The organism is Vibrio sp. PBL-C16, from assembly GCF_034321865.1.
GTDB classification, from domain to species: Bacteria; Pseudomonadota; Gammaproteobacteria; order Enterobacterales; family Vibrionaceae; genus Vibrio; species Vibrio alginolyticus.
In genome coordinates this window covers 1,837,671-1,859,743 of sequence record NZ_JAXLNY010000002.1, presented here as the reverse complement: position 1 = coordinate 1,859,743, position 22,073 = coordinate 1,837,671, and the positions used below count along the sequence as shown (strand labels likewise).

Sequence of the window (22,073 nt, the reverse complement as noted above, 5' to 3'; positions counted from 1 at the left end):
TTATGGTGTCAAAGCCTAAATCTAAGGAGTCCATACATGAAAAAGTCTACTACTATCGCCATTGATTTAGCAAAGCACTCTTTCCAAGTTTGTAAGCTTCAAGGAAGCTCTGATGAGTTTAATAAAGTATTTACTCGCGAAAAATTAAAAGCTTGGTTAATACAACAACCTCCAACGACCGTGGTTATGGAGGCATGCTCTACAGCCCATTATTGGGGACGGTTCTGCTGCAACCATGGGCATTCGGTTTGCCTCATTGCCCCAAAATATGTCACGGCATATCGAACGGGACAAAAAACAGATAAGAATGATGCAACAGCGATTGCTGTTGCATCTCAGCAAGCTAACGCCCGTTTTGTCGCTTTAAAATCTATTGATGAACAGGCACTACAATCGATCGATAGAATAAGACAGCACTTAACCGATTCGATGACAGCGACAAGTAACATGGTTCGCTCCTTGCTTTCAGAGTTTGGCTTCAATATCCCCAAAGGACATAGCGCCTTTAAAAGGCACATTATTGAAATTCTGGAAGATGGTCAGAACTCACTTCCTGATATCTTAAGAGAGCACATAGCAAACGCATTTCATTTGCATGAGACCTTAGCAAAAAAGAGGGCAGATTTAGAAACGAGCTTAACCCAACACCTCAAGCACCATGATGCATGTAGAAAACTTGAAGCTCTAGAGGGCGTTGGTCCAGTCAATGCTTTAGGGCTTTATCTTTCGTTAGGAGCCAATGGCGGTAACTTCAAAAATGGTCGAGAGGCTTCGGCTTGTATTGGACTTACTCCAAAACAGCATAGTACTGGAGGAAGAGTTACCCTTTTGGGTATCAGCAAAAAAGTTGGACAGAAGAAGTTACGTTCAAGCTTGATACAGGGAGCGCTTGCTGTTGCGAAGGTTGTAAATAAACGAGAGCCAAGGAATGTTAAAGAGACTTGGCTCAAGTCACTGATTCAGCGTGCAGGGTTAATGAAAGCCGCGGTTGCTTTAGCAAATAAGACCACAAGAACAGCTTGGGCATTGCTTCATTATGGCAGTGAGTATCAAGTGCCTCTAACTTACGAGTAGTAAGTCAAAGACGTTATTTACATCTTGATATAGCGAAGAACAGGTAAGACCGACCTTGAAGAGCCAGATCATTCCTTTGGATTATTTCCGCGCTCGCGAAATGGCATCAAGGTGCGAATACATCTAGGGTCGAGTTAGCTACTCATTAAAACCCGAATATACGCATGCATCTAATCTATTCTCGCTAAACAAGTTGTAATAACTCGGGAGTCCATATACGGAATGACGGGAAACAATAAAAGATCGATACCAGCAGCATTAACCGATCTGCACTTCAAGATCCGCTTCGATGATTGATGAGCAGGCGAGCACATAGCCTTGTTCAATTTCTTCTGGCGTCAATGTTTCTAGGCTAGTGGAAGATACGTTGCCTTTACGAACCTTGCATTTGCACGAGCCACAAATTCCGCTTCGACAAGCGACGATTAATGGTAAACCTGCGCCTTCGAGCACATCGGCCAGTACCTGACCTTTTTGCGCATCGATGCTTTGAGCAAAATCAGGAACAGAAACGTTAACCGTCTCATCGGAGACCGATGATTCTGCGCCAGTCGCTGGCGTAAAACTCTCTTGGTAGAAGTTCGTCATGTCAAAACCAAGGTCATTCAAATAGCCGTGAACATCTTGCATAAACTGGCTTGGACCACACAGGTAAACGGTGCGCTGTTTGAAATCAGGAACAAGCTCTTTAAGCCAGTCGGCATTCAAACGACCTTGTGGATGCGATGTTCCTTCGCGGTTTTTCAGCAACAACTTTAAATTGAAGTTGGGATACACAGCGTCTAACGTTTCTAGCTGATCGTAGTAAATCGTCTCTTCTGGGCTGCGTGCAATATGAAGAAATGCGATGTCCACATCGTTGTCGTTTTCATCTTGATTACTCAGCCAGTGCTTTGCCATCGAAAATACGGGCGTGACGCCGCAACCTGCACTGATAAGCAAGGCTTTTGTTTCGCCATCACGTAAAACGGGTGGATGGTCAATGCAGTTAAATTCGCCCGCTGGTGGTAATGCTTGAACGGTATCACCAAGCAGCAGCGAGTCAACGATGTAGTTCGATACTTTACCGCCAGATACTCGTTTGATGGTGAGTTGAAGGTGATCGTCTTCATTGATCGAGCTGATTGAATAGGCACGAAACTCCATTTTTCCATCAATTTCGACGCCCAAGTTAATAAACTGGCCAGGCTTAAACTGAAACAGAAGTGATTCGGTTAGTTCGGCCAATTTGATGCTGACGGTGTCGTGTGTTTCGAAGTATTTGTCGATGCAACGGAGTGTGACGGGTTGGTTACCTTGCCATTCAAAAAACATAACAATCTCTTTGGTTGTGGCTATTTTTAGTTCGAAATAGATAGCGCCTCCACGTAAGGAGGCGCGAACAAGCAAGTTTATTAAGCTGCTAGGATGGCTTTTAGATCATCCTGAACATTGCCAATACTGCGCATATCGAACTTCTCTTGGATGATGGCGATTAGGTTTGGCGTTAGGAATGCCGGTGCAGTAGGGCCTGTGTAAATGCCTTTCACGCCCAATGCAAATAGCGTTAGCAAGATAACGATCGCTTTTTGCTCGAACCAAGAAAGCACAAGCGTGAGTGGTAGTTCATTGATATCACAGTCAAACTCTTTCGCCAGTGCAAGTGCAAGCTGGATTGCAGAGTAAGCATCGTTACATTGGCCCACATCCAATAGGCGAGGGATGCCGTTGATATCTCCGAACGTATTCTTATTGAAGCGGAACTTACCACACGCCAAGGTCAGGATTAGCGTGTCTTCTGGTGCTTCAGCCGTAAAATCGGTGTAGTAGCTACGTTCCGCTTTATCACCATCACAACCGCCGACTAGGAAGAAGTGCTTGATGTTGCCTTGCTTCACTTGGTCGATAACCGCAGGGGCGGCGTTCATCAGTGCATTTCGACCAAAACCAACCGTGATGTGGTGTTCGATTTCATTGTGTTGGAAACCATCTTGCGCTAGAGCACATTCAATCACTTGGCTAAAATCATCGCCTTCGATGTGAGCAACACCAGGCCAGCCAACAATACTACGCGTGAATAAACGGTCTGCGTATTGACCCACATTTGGATTCAACAAGCAGTTTGACGTCATTACGATTGCGCCAGGGAAGTTTGCGAATTCTTTCTGCTGGTTTTGCCATGCGCTGCCGTAGTTGCCGACAAGATGAGGGTATTTCTTCAGCTCAGGGTAGCCGTGTGCAGGTAGCATTTCACCGTTGGTGTAAACGTTAATGCCTTTGCCTTCAGTCTGTTGCAGGATTTTTTCTAGGTCATGCAAATCATGGCCAGAAACAAGAATACATTTGCCTTTTACTGGCTTGACGTTCACCGTGGTTGGTTCTGGATGGCCGAAGGTCATTGTTTCACCTTGGTCGAGCATTTCCATCACTTTGTAGTTCATCAGGCCGATGCGCATTGAGCAATCAAGTAGTTCACCAAGATCTTCAGGGTCTGTACCCAACCACGCCATGATTTCATGGTATTCGGCATAGATATCGTTGTTGGTTTGCTCAAGAACACGTGCGTGCTCCATGTATGCTGCGGCACCCTTAAGGCCGTATAGGCAAAGTAAGCGTAGGCCAATAACATCTTCATGTACTTGGTCCTTACCACGGTTAACCGCGACTTGAGGAGCAAAAGCTAAGATTGCTTCTGCGCTATTTGGTAGCTCAAAGTGAGCAACAACAGGGATGTCAGCAACTTCGGTATCGGCGAGTGTTGCAGCAGACATTACTTGCTCTTTTAGCAATGCTTTGTACGTTGCCGCTTGAGAAGTTAGCTCTAGGACACGTTCAGGGTCAAAGTTTACGTTCGTCAACGTAGAGAAAAATGCCTTTGGTGCCCATTGGTTGATTTCATCGTTAATGATGTTGAATTCAAGTGCTTTTGATGCCCAAAAAGAAACCCCTTGCAGTGTGTAAACCAACACGTCTTGAAGGTCAGATACTTCAGAAGTTTTACCACACATACCTTGTGCAAAAGAACAACCTTTAACAGCAGGGGTTTGAATTGTCTGTTCACATTGAATACAGAACATATTGGGTTCTCCAGTGATTGTTTTAATAGTCGTGATGTTGACCACTAGAGAGCAGAATGCGTGCCAATTATTATCTTGTTGATTTTTAATTATTTTATTTGTTTTTGATAGGGCGAGTGATGTAATTAAGACAACGTAAATGATGTCTTAATTACATCAGCTTCTTGTGGTTGGTTATTTATTGATCCCGAGCTTTTTACCCATTCGATATAAGTTCCCGCGATCCATTTGCAAAAACTCCGCTGCTTTTGCCCAAACGCCACCAGTTTGGCTTAAAGCATGTTCAATTAAATCACGTTGATAGCTTTCTATCAGTTCTCGCATTGGTTGGCTTTCTTTGGGTAAATAATGCGATGTGTTTTTTACATCACCGAGAGCCAATGAGGTGTCGAAATGGTTAAGCATGATCGTGCTTGCGCCTTGTTGAATGGCGTGCAAAGCCGCGCGCGTTAAAGTATGTTCGAGCTCGCGCACGTTTCCGTACCAAGGTGAAGATTCCAATTGAGTCAACACTTTAGGATGAACGTGCAGATTGGGTGCATTGAATTGTTGGCGTACTTTTTCCAACAAATATCCTGCTAAAACGGGAATATCCCCGTCACGGGCACGCAGTGGGGGGACTTGGATTGGGAACACGTTCAAACGGTGGAAAAGGTCAGCTCGAAACGTGCCAGATTCGACCTCTTTTTCTAATTGTCGATTGGTCGCGGCGATGATGCGCACATTGACCATCAAATGCTGATCGCTACCTACACGTTGCAGCTCGCCTTGCTGAATTACGCGCAGCAATTTTGCTTGCAAAATCAAAGGCAGTTCGCCCACTTCATCAAGGAAAATCGTTCCACCGTCTGCCAGTTCAAACTTACCGGCACGGTGGCTATTAGCACCTGTAAATGCGCCTTTGACATGGCCAAACAGTTCACTCTCAGCCAGACCTTCTGGTAAAGCCGCACAGTTGACGTAAATCATCGGCTTATCGCTACGATGAGATTGCGCGTGTACCGAGTGCGCGACCAGTTCTTTACCAGTTCCGGTTTCTCCTAAGATAAGTACCGCGTAATCTGATTGAGCAACAGTCGCAATGTTGTTTCGTAACTGGTTGATCTGCGGACTCAAACCCACCATTTCGCCATGTTGAGAACGGGCTTGCTGGATAAGGGTTTGAGTGACGCTTTTTTGCTTCTGGTTTTGCGCTTTGAGTGCTTTTAACTGAGCAATGTTACGCAATGTCGCAGCGGTCAATGCCGCAAAGGTTTCGATAGCGACAGGATCGATGCCATCAAACGCGCCCACCGTTAGTGCATCCATCGTTAGTGCGCCAACAAGTTGGCCTTCGACATACAAGCTAAAGCCCATGCAATCGTGAACATCAATGCATTGGTCTTCAGTTAATAGTGTGCCGTCGAAAGGATCCGGCAGTGAACAATCGGCATCGAAACGCACCGGTTCACCGCTATGAATAATGGCATCTAAGCGAGGGTGCGCCTTGGGGAAATAGCGACGACCTAAGACCGAGCTAGATAAGCCTTTTACCGCGACAGGAGTTAGAAAACCATCCTCATCGAAGATAAACAGGCAGCTCGCATCACATGGGAATACTTGCGCGACCCCATCAATGAGATTTTGATATTGCTGCTCGTGAGAGCGATTTGAGCTGAGGTTTAGCGCGATATTAAGGAGTACGTGGTCAACAGTCGGAGTCATAACAAGCCCAAAGTTATCTGGAATGGGCTCATGCTAGCAACTTGATGTCATTTGAACATCGAAAGGTGTGGGAGATTGATGCTCCATTGACGACGATCAAGTTTGATACGAAAAGAAACGCGCAAGTTAACAAGCCAGTGATGTAAGCTTGCGCGGGTTAGGTGTTTGAATTAAAGCAGGCCAAAGGTTTGGTTCGTCCGAATTAACGAGGAACGACTCTAGCGTCATTACCAGAAACATTGATTTGGACCGCTTGGCCTGGTTGGAAAATCATGTTTGGATTTGCTTCTTGAACAATAGAGATAATCTTTCCGTCCTCTAAACGAATGGTCAGATTCACGCCATTTCTTTTCGCGGTTGCTTCAGCCGCTTTGCTGCCTGCATAGCCACCCAATAGACCACCACCAATGGCAGCGATATCCGAGCCAGAACCGCCCCCAACTTTTGAGCCTAAGATCCCGCCCACGGCAGCACCAGCGATGGTGCCAATGGCATTGGATTGGGTAGAGGCATCAATGGTTACGGGTTCTACTTTTTCTACTGTGCCGTAGTAAACCTGCTGAACTTTGCGAGTGTCGGATGAGCCGTATGCATCTCCGTACGGGTTAGGTGAGCTACAGCCGCCAAGCACGAGCACACAAGTAATGGTGAGCAACATGCCTAAATTGATCTGTTTTTTCATATAGCCTCCGAATGGTTTCTTCATTCAAAGAGTATATACCCCAATTTAACCTGCGTTTTGGTGCTTTATAAAACAGTGGCTTAGCGGCCTGTCCCTTAAGGAAACGCGATTGTCTAAGCAGTATTAATGATCGTTAAGCGTATGAAACCCTGAATAAATACGTGTAAAAGTAGTAAACCAGCATGCCGCGCCAAAGATATACGCGATGACGGCAAAGTGTTGCGGTAGCAAACAAAATAAAACCAAGCAGCCAATGGTTTCTGTACCTTCGGTTAAGCCGCTCATGTAGTAAAGCGATTTGTTTTTATATACCGGATTATCGATGCCTTGTTTTCCTGCCATGATGGCAAAAGCCAAAAAGCTACTACCAGTGCCGATGAAGGAAAAAATCAAAAATGCGCCTGCAACGGCATTGTGTTCTGGGTTGGCAAGCACAAAGCCAAAAGGAATCAACGAATAGAACAAAAAATCTAAGCTGATATCAAGAAAGCCACCCGCATCGGTAATGCCTTGAATCCTTGCCAGTGCACCGTCTAACCCATCACAGATTCTGTTCAGCAAAATAAACAGCAACGCCAACAAGTACTGTTCGGCGATCAAAGCAGGCAGGGCAAAACAGCCAAGCACAAAACCAAATATTGTCGTCTGATTTGCGGTGATGCCACATTTATCGATATATGTCGCACTGAGTGCCAGCGGTTTGCGGATGAGCTTTATACTCAGGCTATCAAGCATGATTTGTCTCCCACGGCCAGTTTAGGCAGCGGCTGCCATCAGGAATATCATCTTCATCGTGCGTTACCATCAAAGTAGGAATGTTCGCTTGCTGCAATTGTTCGACCACCCAATTGCGAAATTGTACACGCAGGTCTTTATCCAACTTGCTATAGGGCTCATCAAGTAGCGCAACTTTCGGCTTTGCTAGCAGCATACGAGTCAATGAAATACGGGCGCGTTGCCCTCCCGAAATTTGGTCAGGAAAGGACTCTGCTAGTTTGGTCAATGAAATGTTCTTCAGCGCTTGCATAGCGTGAGCTTTACGCTCTTCACCTTTGATTGAGTTTGGTAGCGCGAAGGCAAGGTTCTCCCACACCGTTAAATGAGGGAAGAGCAAATCTTCTTGGAATAGAATACCGACCTGACGCTTATGGGCAGGGAGGGCATCCAACTTTTCGTTATCAAGCGTAATGGATCCAGAGTAGTTGAACTCGGCGGATAGGTGCCCGGCAATGGCATCCAACAAAGTGGATTTACCACAACCACTTGGTCCCATCAGAGTAACAATTTCACCTTTCTCTACGGTCATGTTGAACGCTGAAAAAAGCGCGGCACCATTGGTTTTACGGATGGCGAGGTTTTCGAGACAAAGACTCATTCAGTAGTAAACCTTTTATAGACAAGCGGCGATACTTCCTGTGCAAGTGGCTAAGCAGTATCGCAAAAGAGAAGAACAAGAATGGCAGCAGAGCTTGCCAAATGGCGTAAATAGCGGTGACACGTCGGTCAAAACCACTGGATAGTGCAACGGCTTCGGTTGTGATGGTGCTAATGCGCCCAGCCCCTAGAACTAATGTAGGTAGGTATTGCGCTAGGCTGACACTAATACCGACAGCCCACGCGAATGCAATTGCAGGCAGGAGGATTGGCAGTTTCACTTTTAACCAAGCTTGCATCGGTGTTTTACCCAAGCTGAGTGCGACGCGAGTTAAGCTGTTATCGAAGCTGCGCCACGGCCCGTCTAGCGAGAGGTAAATAAATGGGAATGCGAAGAACACATGCGCCCAGCATACCCAAAAGAAATACGCGTTACTGTTTAAGTACAGCGTCACTACTTGCATACCGAATAGCACGGATAGCTGAGGAATCAGCATTGGGATGGCGATGATGTAACCGGGCACCTGCCAGCGATAACGAAGGCGATACTCATGTGCGATCAAGGCAAGGGCTAGAGCGACAGTCGCGCTGATAACGGCAATCAGCATGCTCTGTTCCAGCGTGCCAAGAATACTGTGCCATTCGTATTCCCAAAAACGCAGGCTGTAACGGCTTGGGAGCAAATCTGGAAAGCGCCAACGTTGAGCAAAGCTCCACACCACCATGAGTGGAATCATTAGAAGTGCAAGTAGCGCGACCAGTGAAAATAGGGTTTTACCGGGTAAACGAAAACCGTTTCGACCAGAGTACTGCCAGCGTTTGAAGCCTTTGGTAATACACCATTCCATTAAGCGTGCAAATCCAATCAAAAGGCTAGCGATCGCAAACAGTATTACTGCGCCAGCGGCAGCTCTTGGTAGGAGCGATAAATCTGGATCGTTAAACCATTGCCATACCAAAACCGCAAACGTGGGTGGGTTGGTAGGGCCAATAATCAGGGCGACATCGACAACGGACAAACTGTAAGCCAATACCGCCAGCATTGGGAAACGAAGTTTTGCTAACCATTGCGGAAATACGCATTTCCACCACGCTTGCGCGGAACTGTAGCCCATCGAGTGACTGACTTTTTCAACCTTATCGACTTTCAATTGCTGAAGGATCGGAATACTCATCAACAATAAAAACGGCACTTCTTTAATCGCAAGCATGATGACCAAACCGAGTGCATGTGGGTCCTTAATCAGCAATGCTAAGTCATTCACCGTTTGTGCATTCGGGTCGTAACCAAACAGTTGGTTGAGAACACGAACGCCCATACCAGTTGGGGCAAACAAGAACGCAAAGCCAATTGCAAACGCGACGTGCGGCATCGCGAGAAGTGGGGAAAGGCTAACTTCAATTTTTCGCCAAAACTTACTGCCCCAAGAGGCTTGTAGAATTGCAAATGCGATGAAGCAAGCCAAGTAGCTACTGAAAATGGCGGAGTAGAAAGTAAGCCCGATGGATGTCCAAACACCTTCCCAATCAAAGACGGCATTGAAGCCATCAAAAGAAAAGTGGTGTAGACCGATAGGAGGTACATAACCGAGCGCAGAGACCACCACTCCAAGTAGTCCCGGAATGGTAGGCAAAATACAAACTGCGATAATGACTAAATACAGCGCTCTTAACATGGATTCTTACTAATTCCCGTAGCGTTTCAACCATTCTTTTTCTAACGCCGCTTGCCAACTTGGATGTGGCTCAGCGATAGATTTGAATTGTTGAGTGTTTTTGGCCGAACCAGTTAGGTATTGGTTGCTTAGTACCGAAGGGTCGCCCCAGATGTTTAGGTTACCTTTGCGAGACTGTGCTTCAGGGCTCAATAAAAAGTTTATCGCAACTTGTGCACCAGCACTGGCATTTGCGTTCCAAGGAATCGCTAAAAAGTGGATATTTGAGAGTGCTCCTGCGTCCATTGCGTACGCTTTGGTGCTCTCTGCAAGATTACCGCTCGACTGCGCAGAGAAAACCGCGTTCGGGTTAAAGGTAATCGCCAGGTCAGTCTGACCATCATCTAGTAGCTGAAGGGTTTCTGCTGTACCACCTGGAAACTGCTTACCACCGCGCCAAGCGACTTTATGGAACTCATCTAGATAAGACCACAGCGGTTGAGTGACTTGCTCAAACGTGTCATCGGTAACTGGTTGTTGCAGCTCAGGGGCGTTGTTAGACAGTTCAATGAGTAATGCTTTGATAAAGCTTGTGCCATGAAACTCTGGTGGTCGAGGGTAAGTCAGGCGATTCGGGAACGCTTTTGCATAGCTCAGCATTTCTGCGAATGATTTTGGAGGGTTATGGAGGGTTTGCTCGTCATGGATAAACACTAATTGTCCTACTCCCCAAGGTGCTTCTAGACCTTCTGTTGGCTCGGAGAAGTCCACATCAATTGGTAGAGATTTATCCACATATTGCCAGCTTGGCAAACCTTCGACAAAAGGACCAAATAGCAATTGGTTATCCTTCATTGATTTGAAGTTTTCGCCATTGATCCAAACCATATCAACACTACCACCGCTGTTTTTGCCTGCTGCTTTTTCTGCGATAAGTCGAGTAGTGGTCTCAGAAATATCAGTTACTTTAACGTGGTTTAGCGTCACGTTATAACGTGATTTTAGCTCTCTACTCGCCCACTGTATGTAGCGATTAATTTCTTGGCTCCCGCCCCAAGCATGAAAGTAGACGGATTGCCCGTCGGCTTGCTGTTCGATTTTTTGCCATTCGCTATTCACTGATGAATCGGCAAAAGAAGGTGTCGCAAAAGTCGTGGCTAAAATGCCAATGCTGCTGAGTAGCTTTTTCATATCTATTCCGTGTTATGTCTTTTGGTGCTTGCTTTCGTTTCTATTGATGTTTTCGCAAGTCGTTCCGCTCTGTTACAAGGATAGTAATTCATCTCTCTCTATTATCAATGCCAATCCCAAACGGAATCACTCATTGATTCAAAGAATTACTCTCAATGTGAAGCAAAACGAAGAAAGGACAAATTTGGTGTCATTTTAGGAGCGGACCGTTTGTTTGAGGATATTCTTTCAAGTAATTGAAAATTATTGTCCCCAGAGATATGAATAGGTTGTTTTACAGAGCAAAATTGATGTCTAAAGCATGGAATTGAGGGCGAAAAGAGAAAGAAAGTTGGCCATTTAAATGACTTTAGCATGCATGACTAACGATTCATCGATATAAAAAAGCAGCCGTCTGGCTGCTTTCAAAATACTATTTGGTTTACTTAGTTGGGATTAGTTTACCCAGTCACGTAGTGTAAACGTCAATTCGTGATCGGCACTTTTCAGAACAAGACCATCTTTAGTTAGCGTGATATCGCTCCAGTTAGATAGTGTTTGTGTCATTGCGTTTTCGATCTTCATTTGATCTTCCATACACATCTTCATGGTCATGCCCATTTTTTCGATGCGTAGTTGGTTGTTTTTCAGCTCGGCTTGACCGAAGAAGTTGTTACAACCTGCGTTGCCGTTTGCGGTTAGATTTTCACCGATTTCTAGGCGAGCAGCTTTTTGGTGTTCGTCTAGAACGATATTTTTGCCATCAACTTGAACAAGTTCCCAGTTGTGGTGCTGCAAATCTTGAGCCGTTATTTCTTTCACATCATCACCGTTGCTAGCACAAGCAGTCATAAGAACAGGGAGAGAGATTGCTGTAACTAACGTTTTTAGGCTAAGCTTCATTTTATAGACTCCGTTTTTATAAACGCGGTAAGTATAAGTAATAAAACACTGTTTTTGTCAGCATAAGGTTATGGTTTCGTATGTTTTTGACATAACGAAGTATATAGCAGATTTTGTTGCTGACTAATCTTCTCATTATTTAAACTAGGCCAATACGCCCTAATATGGAAAGAGCGGTTTTAGTATGGAGCAACTGGAGTTTTTTACTGTCCCAAGCCCTTGTGTTGGAGTATGTACCTCCGATGAAAAAGGGTATTGCAAGGGGTGTATGAGAAAGAGAGAGGAAAGGTTTAATTGGCTTAACTTAACCCCCGCTCAGCAGTTGCACGTTATTAAGTTGTGTCGTCAAAGGTACAGAAGAAAGATGTTGGCGGGGAAGACGAAGCCAGAACAGCTTCAAGATGAGTCATCGCCTCAACAAGACTTATTCTAGAACTCTTGTTCAGTCTGTGGGGTTACGCCTTCGCTTTCGGTTCTGATTAGGCTTTTACATATTCCCGGTCCGGCAAGGTGTCCTTTAAGAACCGGGAATCTCCTATCCATTTTCCCTATAGAGCGGTAATTGGCGTTATTTCATCGACCAACGGTCGCTAACCCAGCCTCCCGCTTGTTCGTCGAAGTGATTTCCTGAAAATCTATGATTGAATTCAACATCTAATTTACTTGTTGGGCGTTCATCCATCAGTTGATGAATATATCTCGCCATAGGATCCGTACAAGCTTCACGCTCTCTACGGGTAACTACTTCTTTGATCATTTGGAGTCTGTAGCTATTGCTGGCTCGTTTCATTTTTGACCTCCAGAACTCGATGGCAGCAGTTTGAACACATTGACGTCCAGATCGCTGCTCATTAGTGTGCGCGTGGAGGCACATCACCATCGTTTGAAGTCCAAAGACAAATTGTTTGAGAGCAGTGTTTGTAACGCCATTCACATCTTTCTCAGAATCATTGACTGTGCGATTGAAAATGTTTCGCGAAATTTAGCCGATGAACCTGCATATTTAAAAGACCTTATCAAACATAGAAGCCCAACACAGGGGCGTCAATAACACAAATGAACAATTTTTGAACATATTGTGAAGGTGGAGAGTTTTCAGTAATTTATCGAAAATAAAAAACCGAAGCACAAAGCTTCGGTTTTAAGGAAAGCCCTGACGAAATTGCTTGTAAAAGCTCTTAGCGCCAGGGGTAAGGTGTTGAGTATTAGCTACCAGTTGCAGGACAACCTTTTACTGGTTGGCCATTACTGAAGTACTTGACGTTCTCTAAGTTCTTGTTGTAGTTATCCGCAGAGATTTGTGGGTTGTTTACGAAGAACTCGCGCAAAACGTATGCATCGGTTAGCTGTGTAGATTGAACATCGATGATTGGATAGTTATCGCCACCAGCAGCACTGAAGCTGATTACAGAGAATGTGTACGTTTCGTTTAGATCGAAGCCTTTATTGTTAATATCGGTAATGGTTACTGAGCCAGCATCACAGTTTACATCTAAAGTGATGTTATCTAGTTGAGCGTAAGCACCAGACCCTGCAGATTTCGTCGCAACCACGTCTAGGTATTCTTTAACTTCTTTACCTGTCATAGTTGCTTTAGTCACGAAGTTACCAAATGGCTGAACCGTTAGTACGTCACGGTAAGTGATATCACCATCTTGGATTGAATCACGCACGCCGCCAGAGTTCATCACACCAAAGTCAGCATTTACCGTTTTGTAAGTACGGTATGCCTCGCCGAGTAGGTGACCTAGGTTAGTTTGTTGAGAGCGAACTACGTTACGATCACCTTCTAACTTACCCGTCGTATTAGAAATCTTCTCATCTAATAACTCTTGACCTTGTTGTTGGTATGGCAGTAGTAACGCTTTTACTGTTGCATCTTGTTGAATTCGTTCACCGATAACTTCATCGTTTTCGTCTAGAAGGTTTACAGGAATCAGTGCGTAGTTCGCTAAGTGAAGCTTGCCGTCGTAGTATTCGAAGTCTGCACGACCCACATATTTACCCCACTCATGCGCTTGCATAATCCAAGTGCCTTTTTGTTGGTCTGGGGCACAATCATCCCCAGGTTTGAAATCAGCATACTCATTGGTACCTGGTTCCATACATACAGGGTTTTGCGAGTGACCACCGATGATAGCGTTTAGCTGTCCTTCTTCAAGAGAGCGAGCGAGTTTAACGTCACCTGGTGCTTCACTACCGTTTTTGCCGTCTTCGTAGTGACCCATGTGCGTCGTTGCAAATACTAGGTCTACCTTTTCGTTCTCTTCGATTTCCTTCAGTACCTTTTTGATTTCTACTTGAGGGTCTTCGAAGTGGATGTTTGATACGTTGTCTGGATTGACTAGCTTCGCAGTGTCTTGCGTTGTTAGACCAATAACAGCGATCTTAAGGCCGTTGATAGTAAATACTTTGTAAGGGTCGAAGTAACGCTCGTTTGTATCTTTTTTATAGATATTCGCAGCCAGCATAGGGAAGTCAGCTAGCTCGGCTTGCATATCGAGAATATCTAGTGAGTTATCAAATTCGTGGTTACCGACAGCCATTGCATCGTAACCAAGTAGGTTCATCCCTACGAAGTCTGGAACCGCATCTTGCATGTCTGATTCTGGTACGCCGGTATTAATATCACCGCCAGATAGCAGAATGGTTTCACCGCCTTTTGCTTCGACTTCTGCGCGGATAGATTCGATTAAAGTGTGACGCGCAGCCATGCCGTATTCGCCGTCGCTGTTATGCCAAAAGCGACCATGGTTATCGTTAGTGTGGAGAACGGTGAACTTAGTACAAGAATCTGCAGTCTCGCAGGTTACTGGAGAATTGTCGCTGTCTGAGCCGCATCCTGCTAGCGCAGCGCCTACTGCCACTACCAAAAGAGATTTGGAAAACTTCATAAGGGATCCTTTCTTTGTGATTTTGTTATTGTTACGGCGTGAAATATACGGAATTAATGTGAAACTTTAGTGATCTATCTCTTATTTATACTTCTATCGGAGAAATGAATTAATAAGCCTGCAAACTACGTCTATAAATAAACAGAATTGGTATTTAGTATTTATTTTATATAGCTAGCTCTGTTTTTTGTGAGGTAGTTAATTGAATGTGTGTTGTTTGTGTGAATCAATGCGCATTTTTGCGAAGTATTACGCTGATTTTGGTGATTATTTTGCCAAGTTTATGTTTTTCCTAATAGGTATGACACAAATCGTTATAAATTTTCGCTCTGATGATGAGGGGTGGCGGTTTGTATGCATAATGAACAGCACAGAGCTTAAACTCATTTGATCATGGCTTTATTCTGCCAAACTCTATCAAAAATTGTATTTATCTCTTTACTATAATTGCGATCGTTTAGAAACCTTATGCTTTAAGCATCGTTTATTTATCCTCATCCGATACCTTATCGTGCTTATTCCGCATTTGACACTCGAATGTTTAAACAAATAGATTCAACCTAATGAGTCAAAATGAAAAGTAAATAATGGATCGTTCTTCTTCGAATATTATGATGTGAACTATCATTTAATTAATGAAAATGAAATGGATTAATGTAAAGCGTTGCGACTGTAGCTGTTATCTTTGAGCTTTGGTTTAAAGGGTAGGGTTAAAAGAATTTGTAAGTGGTGAACGCTAATAAAGGATGCTTATGAGATACACAGTAAGGGACGCACTCAAAAAGGAAGCAGCCCAAATCGCCAAGATACACGTTGATTCTTGGCAGGTGGCGTATAAAGGATTAATGCCAAAGAGCTACATAGAGCAGTTTACGATTGAGCGTCGAGAAAGGATGTGGGCGCGAGTGATGACGGAGCAACTGGCCCAATTGATCGTAGTTGAGAGGCAAGGAGAAATTGTTGGCTTTTTAAGTTACGAGTTACCTAACCACACCAGCGAAGATAAAACGGCATTAGTGACATGTTGCTACGTTACGCCGCTACATTATGGGCAAGGAGCAGGAAGTGCACTGTTAGATGAGTTAGAGACACGTTTGCTCTCTACGTCAGTTATGCAGATCAGTTTGAAAGCACTGGATACTAATCAACAGGGGCTTAACTTTTACAAGAAGTGTGGTTTTGTGCGTACTGGAGAGGAAGAGTCGGAAGTGATTGAGAGTATGACGCTGACCGATCTCACTTTAGTGAAGTATATTGCCCGTTCATAAATCAAATGCTATATGCCAAATATAGTAAAACCCCGGAGGTGGTAAGACTCCGGGGTTTTGAAATTTTGTAGATGTCTCGGTTGGTAAATCCGATTATCTTTTATGCAAAAGGTTTGGATTTAATCCGATTAATTCCTTGGTAGGGAATTAGATACGGATGAAGTCCATGTGTTCAACTTTTGGCTTGAACGCGTGACGTTGAACGTCTTGTGGCTTAACTTTAACTTCTTTGCCATCGATAACTAGAACGATGCCTTCGTAGAATTCAGGCTTGTCCATTTGGTTTACGATGTCGTCGTGGTTAAGAACGATAGCTACTGCTGCTTCTTCACCGCCGTATACAACTGCAGGGAATTTGCCAGCGTGACGTAGGCGGCGGCTCGCACCTTTACCTAGTTCAGTACGTACTACTGCTTCGAATTTCATAGTATTTACTCTCAAATTAGTAAAAATCAAATGTTCACAATCAACAATGCGACCTTGTTGTTCGTGGTAAAGCTTGAAACAGGAACTGTTCAAGCGAGCGCGGATACTATCATTCCACTTATAAATGGGCAACCCAAATCGTATCCAAATCAACAAAAAGGTATGATTTAGCGGGGTGGAAGGCTATCCCTTTTAACGCTTTGCTTGGATTTTGTTCACATCGACTTCATTTTCATCGGTTTACTGATCATGGTCCGAAAAACAAAGTTTATGTGTTATATGCTTTATGTTCGGCCGAGATGTAAGACTAAAGATGCTTTTAATCCACCTAAAGCGCTTGTATCCAATGTTAATTGACCTCGGTAACTGTGTGCCATTTCACTGACTATGTTTAGACCAAGACCTGAGCCAGGGGTTGTTTCATCCAATCTAACTCCTCTCTTGATTACTTGACTCAGTTTCTCTTTAGGGATGCCTGGCCCATCATCTTCAATAATGATGTGTATATTTTCCTTATCCTGAGAGGAGTGCACACGAATCATGCTGTTGGCCCACTTATAGCCATTTTCTAGCAAGTTACCTAGCATTTCATCGAGATCGGTCTGCTCTACTGCTACATTCAGCTCTGAATCAAGTTCATTAATTAAGGTAATGCTTCGGCTCGCATACACTTTATCAAACGCCATTGAGATAGCATCCACACGATCTGCTGGGTTCGACTTCACTGATAATATGTTCATCGATCCGGCCATACGGGCACGACCCAAATGGTAATCGATATGGTCTTGTATTTGATTGATTGGAGCTCGGAGACGGGATTGTGCCTCAGGTTCTAACGTCTGAACTTCATTTTTTAGAACAGAAAGTGGCGTTTTAAGTGCATGAGATAGGTTACCTGCATGATTGCGAGCTCTCTCTAGTAATTCTTGGTAATGGAACAGCAGAGCGTTGAGGTCGAAGATTAGAGGAGAAATCTCTTTTGGGTAGGTTTCTTCTAGACTCTTTTTATTACCAGACTTCAGCTCGGCTAATTCTTTTTGTAGCTTTGTAAGCGGACTCAATGACCAAGCAATTTGCAGTAAAATGACGGTAAGCACGCCCGCGAATAATAAACCCAAAATAAGCCAAAGTTGGCCGATTAACGTCTGAAGGGTATTTTTAATGGGCTCTTCGTCAATACCAATAATAATGTGAATAGGACCATCGTAATCAGGAAGATACAGCGCTTTTTCTAGCGTAATTAGTTTTTCGCCTCTTGCTCCATACGCATCTTTATCCAAACCTTTGTATTCGATTTTTTTGTCCCACAAAGAACGAGAACGTTCGAGGCTTGCCTCTGTAGAGGCACTCCAATACAAACCACTGTAAGGTCGGTTAAATCGAGGGTCTGATAGCTGAGCTGCGAGTGAAAGATGCCCGGTGTTATCGACTTCTAACTGTGCTGCGACTTCATCCATAAAAATGCTGAGCTGTGAGCGAGTGTCATCAACCATATAGTTGTAGACCTGCGTCGGTATCGTCACACCAGCGGCGAGGATCATTGCCGTTAACCAAACGATCGCCGCTAAAACGAGGCGACTTTTGATACTCAGTCGTTTTATTGCGTTCAACGGTAGCCTGTTTCTATTCGGCATTTAATTGGTATCCCAACCCTCGGACAGTTTTGATGATCTTTGGTGCGATTTTTTTGCGAATTCGGCCGATAAAAACTTCGATTGTGTTGGAGTCACGATCAAAGTCTTGTTTGTAAATGTGCTCGACGAGTTCGGTTCGAGAAATCACTTTTTCCGGGTTATGCATAAAGTAAGCGACCACTTTATACTCTAGCGCTGTCAAGCTTACCGCTTGCCCTTGCCACATGACTTTAGAAGTGCGTGTATCCAAGCTCAAGTCGCCAATTTGCATCACAGGAGAGGCATTACCAGAGGCTCTTCGAAGCTGTGCACGAATACGAGCGATAAGCTCAACCATTTCAAATGGTTTAGTTAGGTAATCGTCTGCACCTGCGTTTAAGCCTTCAACTCGCTGCGTTAGGGTGTCGCGAGCGCTTAAAATCACGACAGGAGTATTAATGTTTTCATCTCTGATGCCTTTTAGGACGGTAAGACCATCCAGTTTTGGCAACCCGAGGTCGAGAACAATGGCGTCCCATTCTTCCGAGGTCGCGCGATACAGAGCGTCTATGCCATCTTGGGACAATTCTGGTACCCAGCCGGTACTTTCTAATGTTTCGATGATTTGCTCGCCTAAACGAGGATCATCTTCAACAACAAGTATTTTCATATTGATGATTCTTATTATGTTTGGATTTTTATCGAAGTAAGCTACGCATCGCGTCTGGATTACGCATTAGACAAGTTTAGTTGTTTTGCGGCTTTAACGCTTTGTTAAAGCTGCGACCTTTGATCTCAAGCATTTCCAGCGTGGCGGCGTCGTACTCAACTTTCAGGACGCTATTGTTGTACAGAATTTTCAATTCATACACCCAAGCATCATCATCTTCTTCAAGCTCGACCTTGATGATGCGGCCGTATAGGTCGTTTTCTACTGCGGCGTAAAGTTCCGAAAATGGTCGTATATATCCTTGTTGAACCGCGCGGTAGACCTCATCTTGATCTTCATCGAACTCGATGCGTGTTCCTGGCTTTTCGACATCTTGCACGATGGCGTGGCCATTTTGTGATGTGTACTCGTTGTCATGCTTGGCAAAACTTGGTGCACACATGAATGTCGCAATAAGGCCGAAAAGTAACGCAGAATGTAGAGAAGTCGTTGCTTTATACATAGTCAAACCTTTTCTGGAGCGTTAGCCGCAGTATATCGGATATAGATGAACAGAGAGTGAATCAGCTAATTAAGTTTTGCCATGTGTTGTGGATGTTATTTCAACTCATCTTCAAAAATTTTATCTCGCAGCTTCCAAAAGCGACCAGATTTTCTAGCAATAACAAACTGAGGCAAACGGAAACGATGTTGATTAGCGACAACGCGTGTCGGTGAAGCCTCTTCAAAAGGGCGATGCTTGTCTGCTAAGTGGGGGCGTACGAACTGATCTTTAAACGTTTGTTTTTGTTTTTTGGTACTCAATGACCAAAACTCATGAACTAACGCATTGCCTTCGCCTTGGTATGGTTCACCAGAATACGTCACTTTTAGCTGAGATTTACCATCACTGGACTTAAATACAGATAGGTCCATTTCTGTGCATTCAAAGATTAATGCATCTTTGAGATTAAGGGCTTCTTTTAGCTTTTTATCTGGGTCTACGAGCGTCGCGTCACACTCATGACAAATTCGTGCAGCGATATCGTTGTCCGCACCACATTCACCGCAGTATTTGGCACGAAAACGGTAGCCACAGTGTTCACGTTCGCCTGTGTCTTCATCTTCAAAGTAACCTTGGCAACGTCTGCCAAAATGTTCAACCAAGAAACCGTTACTATCCAACTTACCCCAGAAATTGTTATTGAATCCGCAAGCCGGGCAAGGAATCGTGATAATTTCACTGTCAGAGTCTGGTTTGGGATCACCGACTTCAGGTTGGTATAAATCGTAGCTGTTGCCTGCGTAATCAAGCACTAAACATTCTGATTTTCCGTCTGATAAGCGTAATCCTCGTCCTACTATCTGTTGGTACAGACTGACTGACTCTGTTGGTCGCAAAATCGCGATTAAATCGACATGCGGCGCATCAAACCCGGTTGTCAGTACCGAAACATTGACTAAGTATTTTATTTGACGATTCTTGAACGCTTGGATGATCGCATCGCGCTCCGGCGTAGGTGTATCACCAATGACGATTTCAGTTTCGCCTTCTGGCAATAAACCGTGTATCTCCTGTGCGTGTCGAACAGTTGCAGCGAAGATCATGACACCTTGACGCTCTTTCGCATATTGCATGATTTGCTCAACAATTTGTGGAGTCGCACGTTTGGCTTTATCGATCACCATGTCCATTTCTGCTTCTTTGTAGCGTCCGGTGTTAGCGGGCTTCAGCTGAGAGAAGTCGTAAGACAAAACGGGCGCATCCATCATGCGGGCTGGAGTGAGGAAGTTTTCGTCGAGCAAGTAACGGATCGGCAGTTCGAAAATACAATCGCGGAAGAATCGGGGCTCTTCGGCTCGCACTTGACCTCGGGTGTGATACTGATAAATCCAGCCCATTCCTAAACGATAGGGCGTTGCAGTTAGTCCCAGCACCTTAATGCCAGGGTTCAGTTCTCGTAAGTGAGTAATAACTTTTTGGTAGCTGCTGTTTTTGTCATCTGGCACACGATGGCACTCATCAATAACGAGCAGAGAAAACTGGTTTTTGAACGAATCTAAGTTACGTACGACCGATTGAACCGAAGCAAACACGACTTGCTGGTCAGTTTCTTTTCGTCCCAATCCTGCTGAGAAGATAGAACCTTTTAAACCATAACCTTCATACTTCGCGTGGTTTTGCTCGACCAGTTCTTTTACGTGGGCGAGGACTAACACTCGTCCTTTCGCAAGGCGAGCAAGTTCTGCGATCACCAAGCTTTTTCCTGCACCGGTTGGCAGCACGATCACTGCTGGTGTCGAGTGTTTACGAAAGTAATGAATAACGGCTTTAACCGAGTCGGCTTGATAAGGACGAAGTGTGTACATGAAAATATGTGAAATTGCTCAACTATTCGAACGAGGAACGCTATAATACCTGACTTTTATACCCAAGTGACCTTTAAACCAAGATTTAGAGATCACTTGGGTATAATTCAATGAGGTATTCATGCGTTTAGATAAATATTTGTGTGACGCTCTGGGTGCAACACGCAAACAGGCAACAAAGATCATCAAAAGTGGAGACATCACCGTTGACGGTGAGGTTCAAAAAAGTGGTGCATTTAAAGTACCTAAAGGTGCGGAAGTGATGTGGGAAGACCGTGTTATTGGTGCTCCTGGCCCTCGTTACATTATGTTGTATAAGCCTGCTGACTTTGTTTGTTCACATGAAGATGGCTACAACCAAACTGCATTCGCATTGCTTGATGAGCCTAAAATTGAAAACCTTCACTTTGCGGGCCGATTAGATGTCGACACAACTGGTTTAGTGTTGATTACGGATGATGGTAAGTGGTCTCACCGTATTACCTCACCTAAGCATAAGTGTGAGAAAACGTACCGTGTTTGGCTCGTCGATGCTATTCAGCCAGATTACGCGGAAAAGCTCGAACAAGGCATCATTTTGCGCAATGAATCAGAAGCAACATTGCCCGCTCGTTTGGAAATCGTGAACGAGGCCGAGAATGAAGTATTGTTAACTATCGTGGAAGGTAAGTATCACCAAGTGAAACGTATGTTCGCGGCGTTAGGAAATAAAGTTGAGTACTTACATCGTGAGCGTATTGGTTCTATCGAACTTGATGAGGCACTAGAACCAGGTGATTATCGTTACCTCACGCAAGAAGAAATTGATTCTATTTGGAATTAATTGTCGGCATGGGAAATTCTTTAGTTCCTAATGGGAACTAGTCTTTTGGTAGGAATTGGCTCAGAATAAATTTTCCTACCAAAATTAGTGCCTAGACAATTCCGGTGTGCTTACTCATCTCAGTGATATGCCTTTGCATTTAGCTGAGGCATGCATACTCTTATTGCAAAGCCTTCGGCTACGGTGAATGGAATGATGGTGTCAACGCCATCATTTTTACTGCATTGTGTTTGTTTCCCATAAACACATTTCGCTTTCACATGCTTTTCTATGTCGAGTTCGTCAAGGTCACACCTTGGTACATATTTGCCCTTATGATTCTCGAACGTTGGATAGAACAGGTTTTTGGCTTCTACATTCAGCGATATGAGAACTTCCGTTATTTTCACTTTGTTCTGCAAGTATTGACGGT

At 44.4% G+C, this 22,073-nt stretch carries 20 protein-coding genes; 4 read left to right on the top strand and 16 right to left on the bottom strand.

Annotated elements, in window-relative coordinates:
• Window positions 1-36 precede the first annotated feature (36 nt).
• A complete protein-coding gene (locus tag UQW94_RS16745; protein ID WP_161440720.1) occupies window positions 37-1,074 on the top strand; it encodes an IS110 family transposase in 1,038 nt (345 codons plus the stop codon).
• Window positions 1,075-1,332: 258 nt separating this feature from the next.
• On the opposite strand, the gene UQW94_RS16740 is transcribed toward UQW94_RS16745, so the two are convergent.
• The 9 genes from UQW94_RS16740 to UQW94_RS16700 all read right to left on the bottom strand — a co-directional run bounded on the left by UQW94_RS16740 (window position 1,333) and on the right by UQW94_RS16700 (window position 11,618).
• Window positions 1,333-2,388 carry an FAD-binding oxidoreductase gene (locus UQW94_RS16740; protein WP_005378100.1) on the bottom strand — a complete coding sequence of 352 codons (1,056 nt, stop codon included), beginning with the start codon at window positions 2,386-2,388 and terminating at the stop codon, window positions 1,333-1,335.
• 80 nt (window positions 2,389-2,468) lie between these two features.
• A complete protein-coding gene (hcp, locus tag UQW94_RS16735) occupies window positions 2,469-4,130 on the bottom strand; it encodes a hydroxylamine reductase (RefSeq protein WP_005378097.1) in 1,662 nt (553 codons plus the stop codon).
• Window positions 4,131-4,304: 174 nt separating this feature from the next.
• Entirely contained in the window at window positions 4,305-5,834 is a 1,530-nt protein-coding gene (norR, locus tag UQW94_RS16730) for a nitric oxide reductase transcriptional regulator NorR (RefSeq protein ID WP_053307433.1), read from the bottom strand.
• 202 nt (window positions 5,835-6,036) lie between these two features.
• On the bottom strand, window positions 6,037-6,516 hold the full coding sequence (locus tag UQW94_RS16725) for a glycine zipper 2TM domain-containing protein (protein ID WP_031778989.1): 480 nt from the start codon (window positions 6,514-6,516) through the stop codon (window positions 6,037-6,039).
• Between the two features lie 123 nt (window positions 6,517-6,639).
• Window positions 6,640-7,251: a CDP-alcohol phosphatidyltransferase family protein gene (locus UQW94_RS16720; protein WP_005378090.1), complete on the bottom strand. Its 612-nt coding sequence runs from the start codon at window positions 7,249-7,251 to the stop codon at window positions 6,640-6,642.
• Window positions 7,244-7,891 (bottom strand): ATP-binding cassette domain-containing protein, encoded by a 648-nt coding sequence (locus tag UQW94_RS16715; RefSeq protein ID WP_322142419.1) that lies wholly within the window; start codon window positions 7,889-7,891, stop codon window positions 7,244-7,246. The genes UQW94_RS16720 and UQW94_RS16715 overlap by 8 nt, the downstream gene beginning before the upstream one ends.
• Window positions 7,857-9,566 carry an ABC transporter permease gene (locus tag UQW94_RS16710; RefSeq protein ID WP_064368062.1) on the bottom strand — a complete coding sequence of 570 codons (1,710 nt, stop codon included), beginning with the start codon at window positions 9,564-9,566 and terminating at the stop codon, window positions 7,857-7,859. The genes UQW94_RS16715 and UQW94_RS16710 overlap by 35 nt, the downstream gene beginning before the upstream one ends.
• Before the next feature lie 9 nt (window positions 9,567-9,575).
• Window positions 9,576-10,736, bottom strand: coding sequence for an ABC transporter substrate-binding protein (locus UQW94_RS16705; RefSeq protein WP_042522009.1), 1,161 nt, complete (start codon window positions 10,734-10,736; stop codon window positions 9,576-9,578).
• A 435-nt stretch (window positions 10,737-11,171) separates the two neighbouring features.
• A complete protein-coding gene (locus tag UQW94_RS16700; RefSeq protein WP_005378077.1) occupies window positions 11,172-11,618 on the bottom strand; it encodes an META domain-containing protein in 447 nt (148 codons plus the stop codon).
• Window positions 11,619-11,802: 184 nt separating this feature from the next.
• Here UQW94_RS16700 and UQW94_RS16695 point away from each other — a divergent pair, with 184 nt between their 5' ends.
• Complete coding sequence (locus UQW94_RS16695) at window positions 11,803-12,051, top strand: DUF1289 domain-containing protein (protein WP_005378062.1); 249 nt, start codon at window positions 11,803-11,805, stop codon at window positions 12,049-12,051.
• Between the two features lie 135 nt (window positions 12,052-12,186).
• Here the strand turns inward: UQW94_RS16695 and UQW94_RS16690 are convergent, their stop codons facing one another.
• Both UQW94_RS16690 and ushA read right to left on the bottom strand, forming a co-directional pair.
• Window positions 12,187-12,408: a hypothetical protein gene (locus UQW94_RS16690; RefSeq protein WP_005386686.1), complete on the bottom strand. Its 222-nt coding sequence runs from the start codon at window positions 12,406-12,408 to the stop codon at window positions 12,187-12,189.
• A 415-nt stretch (window positions 12,409-12,823) separates the two neighbouring features.
• Window positions 12,824-14,512 carry a bifunctional UDP-sugar hydrolase/5'-nucleotidase UshA gene (gene ushA / locus UQW94_RS16685; RefSeq protein ID WP_017820852.1) on the bottom strand — a complete coding sequence of 563 codons (1,689 nt, stop codon included), beginning with the start codon at window positions 14,510-14,512 and terminating at the stop codon, window positions 12,824-12,826.
• A 752-nt stretch (window positions 14,513-15,264) separates the two neighbouring features.
• Here ushA and UQW94_RS16680 point away from each other — a divergent pair.
• Complete coding sequence (locus UQW94_RS16680) at window positions 15,265-15,780, top strand: GNAT family N-acetyltransferase (RefSeq protein ID WP_017634886.1); 516 nt, start codon at window positions 15,265-15,267, stop codon at window positions 15,778-15,780.
• Between the two features lie 147 nt (window positions 15,781-15,927).
• Here UQW94_RS16680 and rplY read toward each other — a convergent pair whose 3' ends face one another.
• From rplY to UQW94_RS16655, 5 genes are all read right to left on the bottom strand, one after another.
• Window positions 15,928-16,206 carry a 50S ribosomal protein L25 gene (gene rplY / locus UQW94_RS16675; protein ID WP_005378066.1) on the bottom strand — a complete coding sequence of 93 codons (279 nt, stop codon included), beginning with the start codon at window positions 16,204-16,206 and terminating at the stop codon, window positions 15,928-15,930.
• A gap of 284 nt (window positions 16,207-16,490) precedes the next feature.
• Entirely contained in the window at window positions 16,491-17,840 is a 1,350-nt protein-coding gene (locus UQW94_RS16670; protein ID WP_258657255.1) for an ATP-binding protein, read from the bottom strand.
• Complete coding sequence (locus tag UQW94_RS16665) at window positions 17,830-18,489, bottom strand: response regulator transcription factor (protein WP_005378073.1); 660 nt, start codon at window positions 18,487-18,489, stop codon at window positions 17,830-17,832. Before UQW94_RS16665 ends, UQW94_RS16670 begins: the two co-directional genes overlap by 11 nt.
• Before the next feature lie 76 nt (window positions 18,490-18,565).
• A complete protein-coding gene (locus tag UQW94_RS16660) occupies window positions 18,566-18,931 on the bottom strand; it encodes a PepSY domain-containing protein (RefSeq protein WP_372036143.1) in 366 nt (121 codons plus the stop codon).
• A 155-nt stretch (window positions 18,932-19,086) separates the two neighbouring features.
• Window positions 19,087-20,838: a DEAD/DEAH box helicase gene (locus UQW94_RS16655; RefSeq protein ID WP_258669548.1), complete on the bottom strand. Its 1,752-nt coding sequence runs from the start codon at window positions 20,836-20,838 to the stop codon at window positions 19,087-19,089.
• 121 nt (window positions 20,839-20,959) lie between these two features.
• On the opposite strand from UQW94_RS16655, the gene rsuA reads away from it, so the two are divergent.
• The gene (gene rsuA, locus UQW94_RS16650; RefSeq protein ID WP_005388670.1) at window positions 20,960-21,661 is read left to right on the top strand and encodes a 16S rRNA pseudouridine(516) synthase RsuA; all 702 of its coding nucleotides are present in this window, start codon (window positions 20,960-20,962) and stop codon (window positions 21,659-21,661) included.
• The last annotated feature ends 412 nt before the right edge of the window (window positions 21,662-22,073 follow it).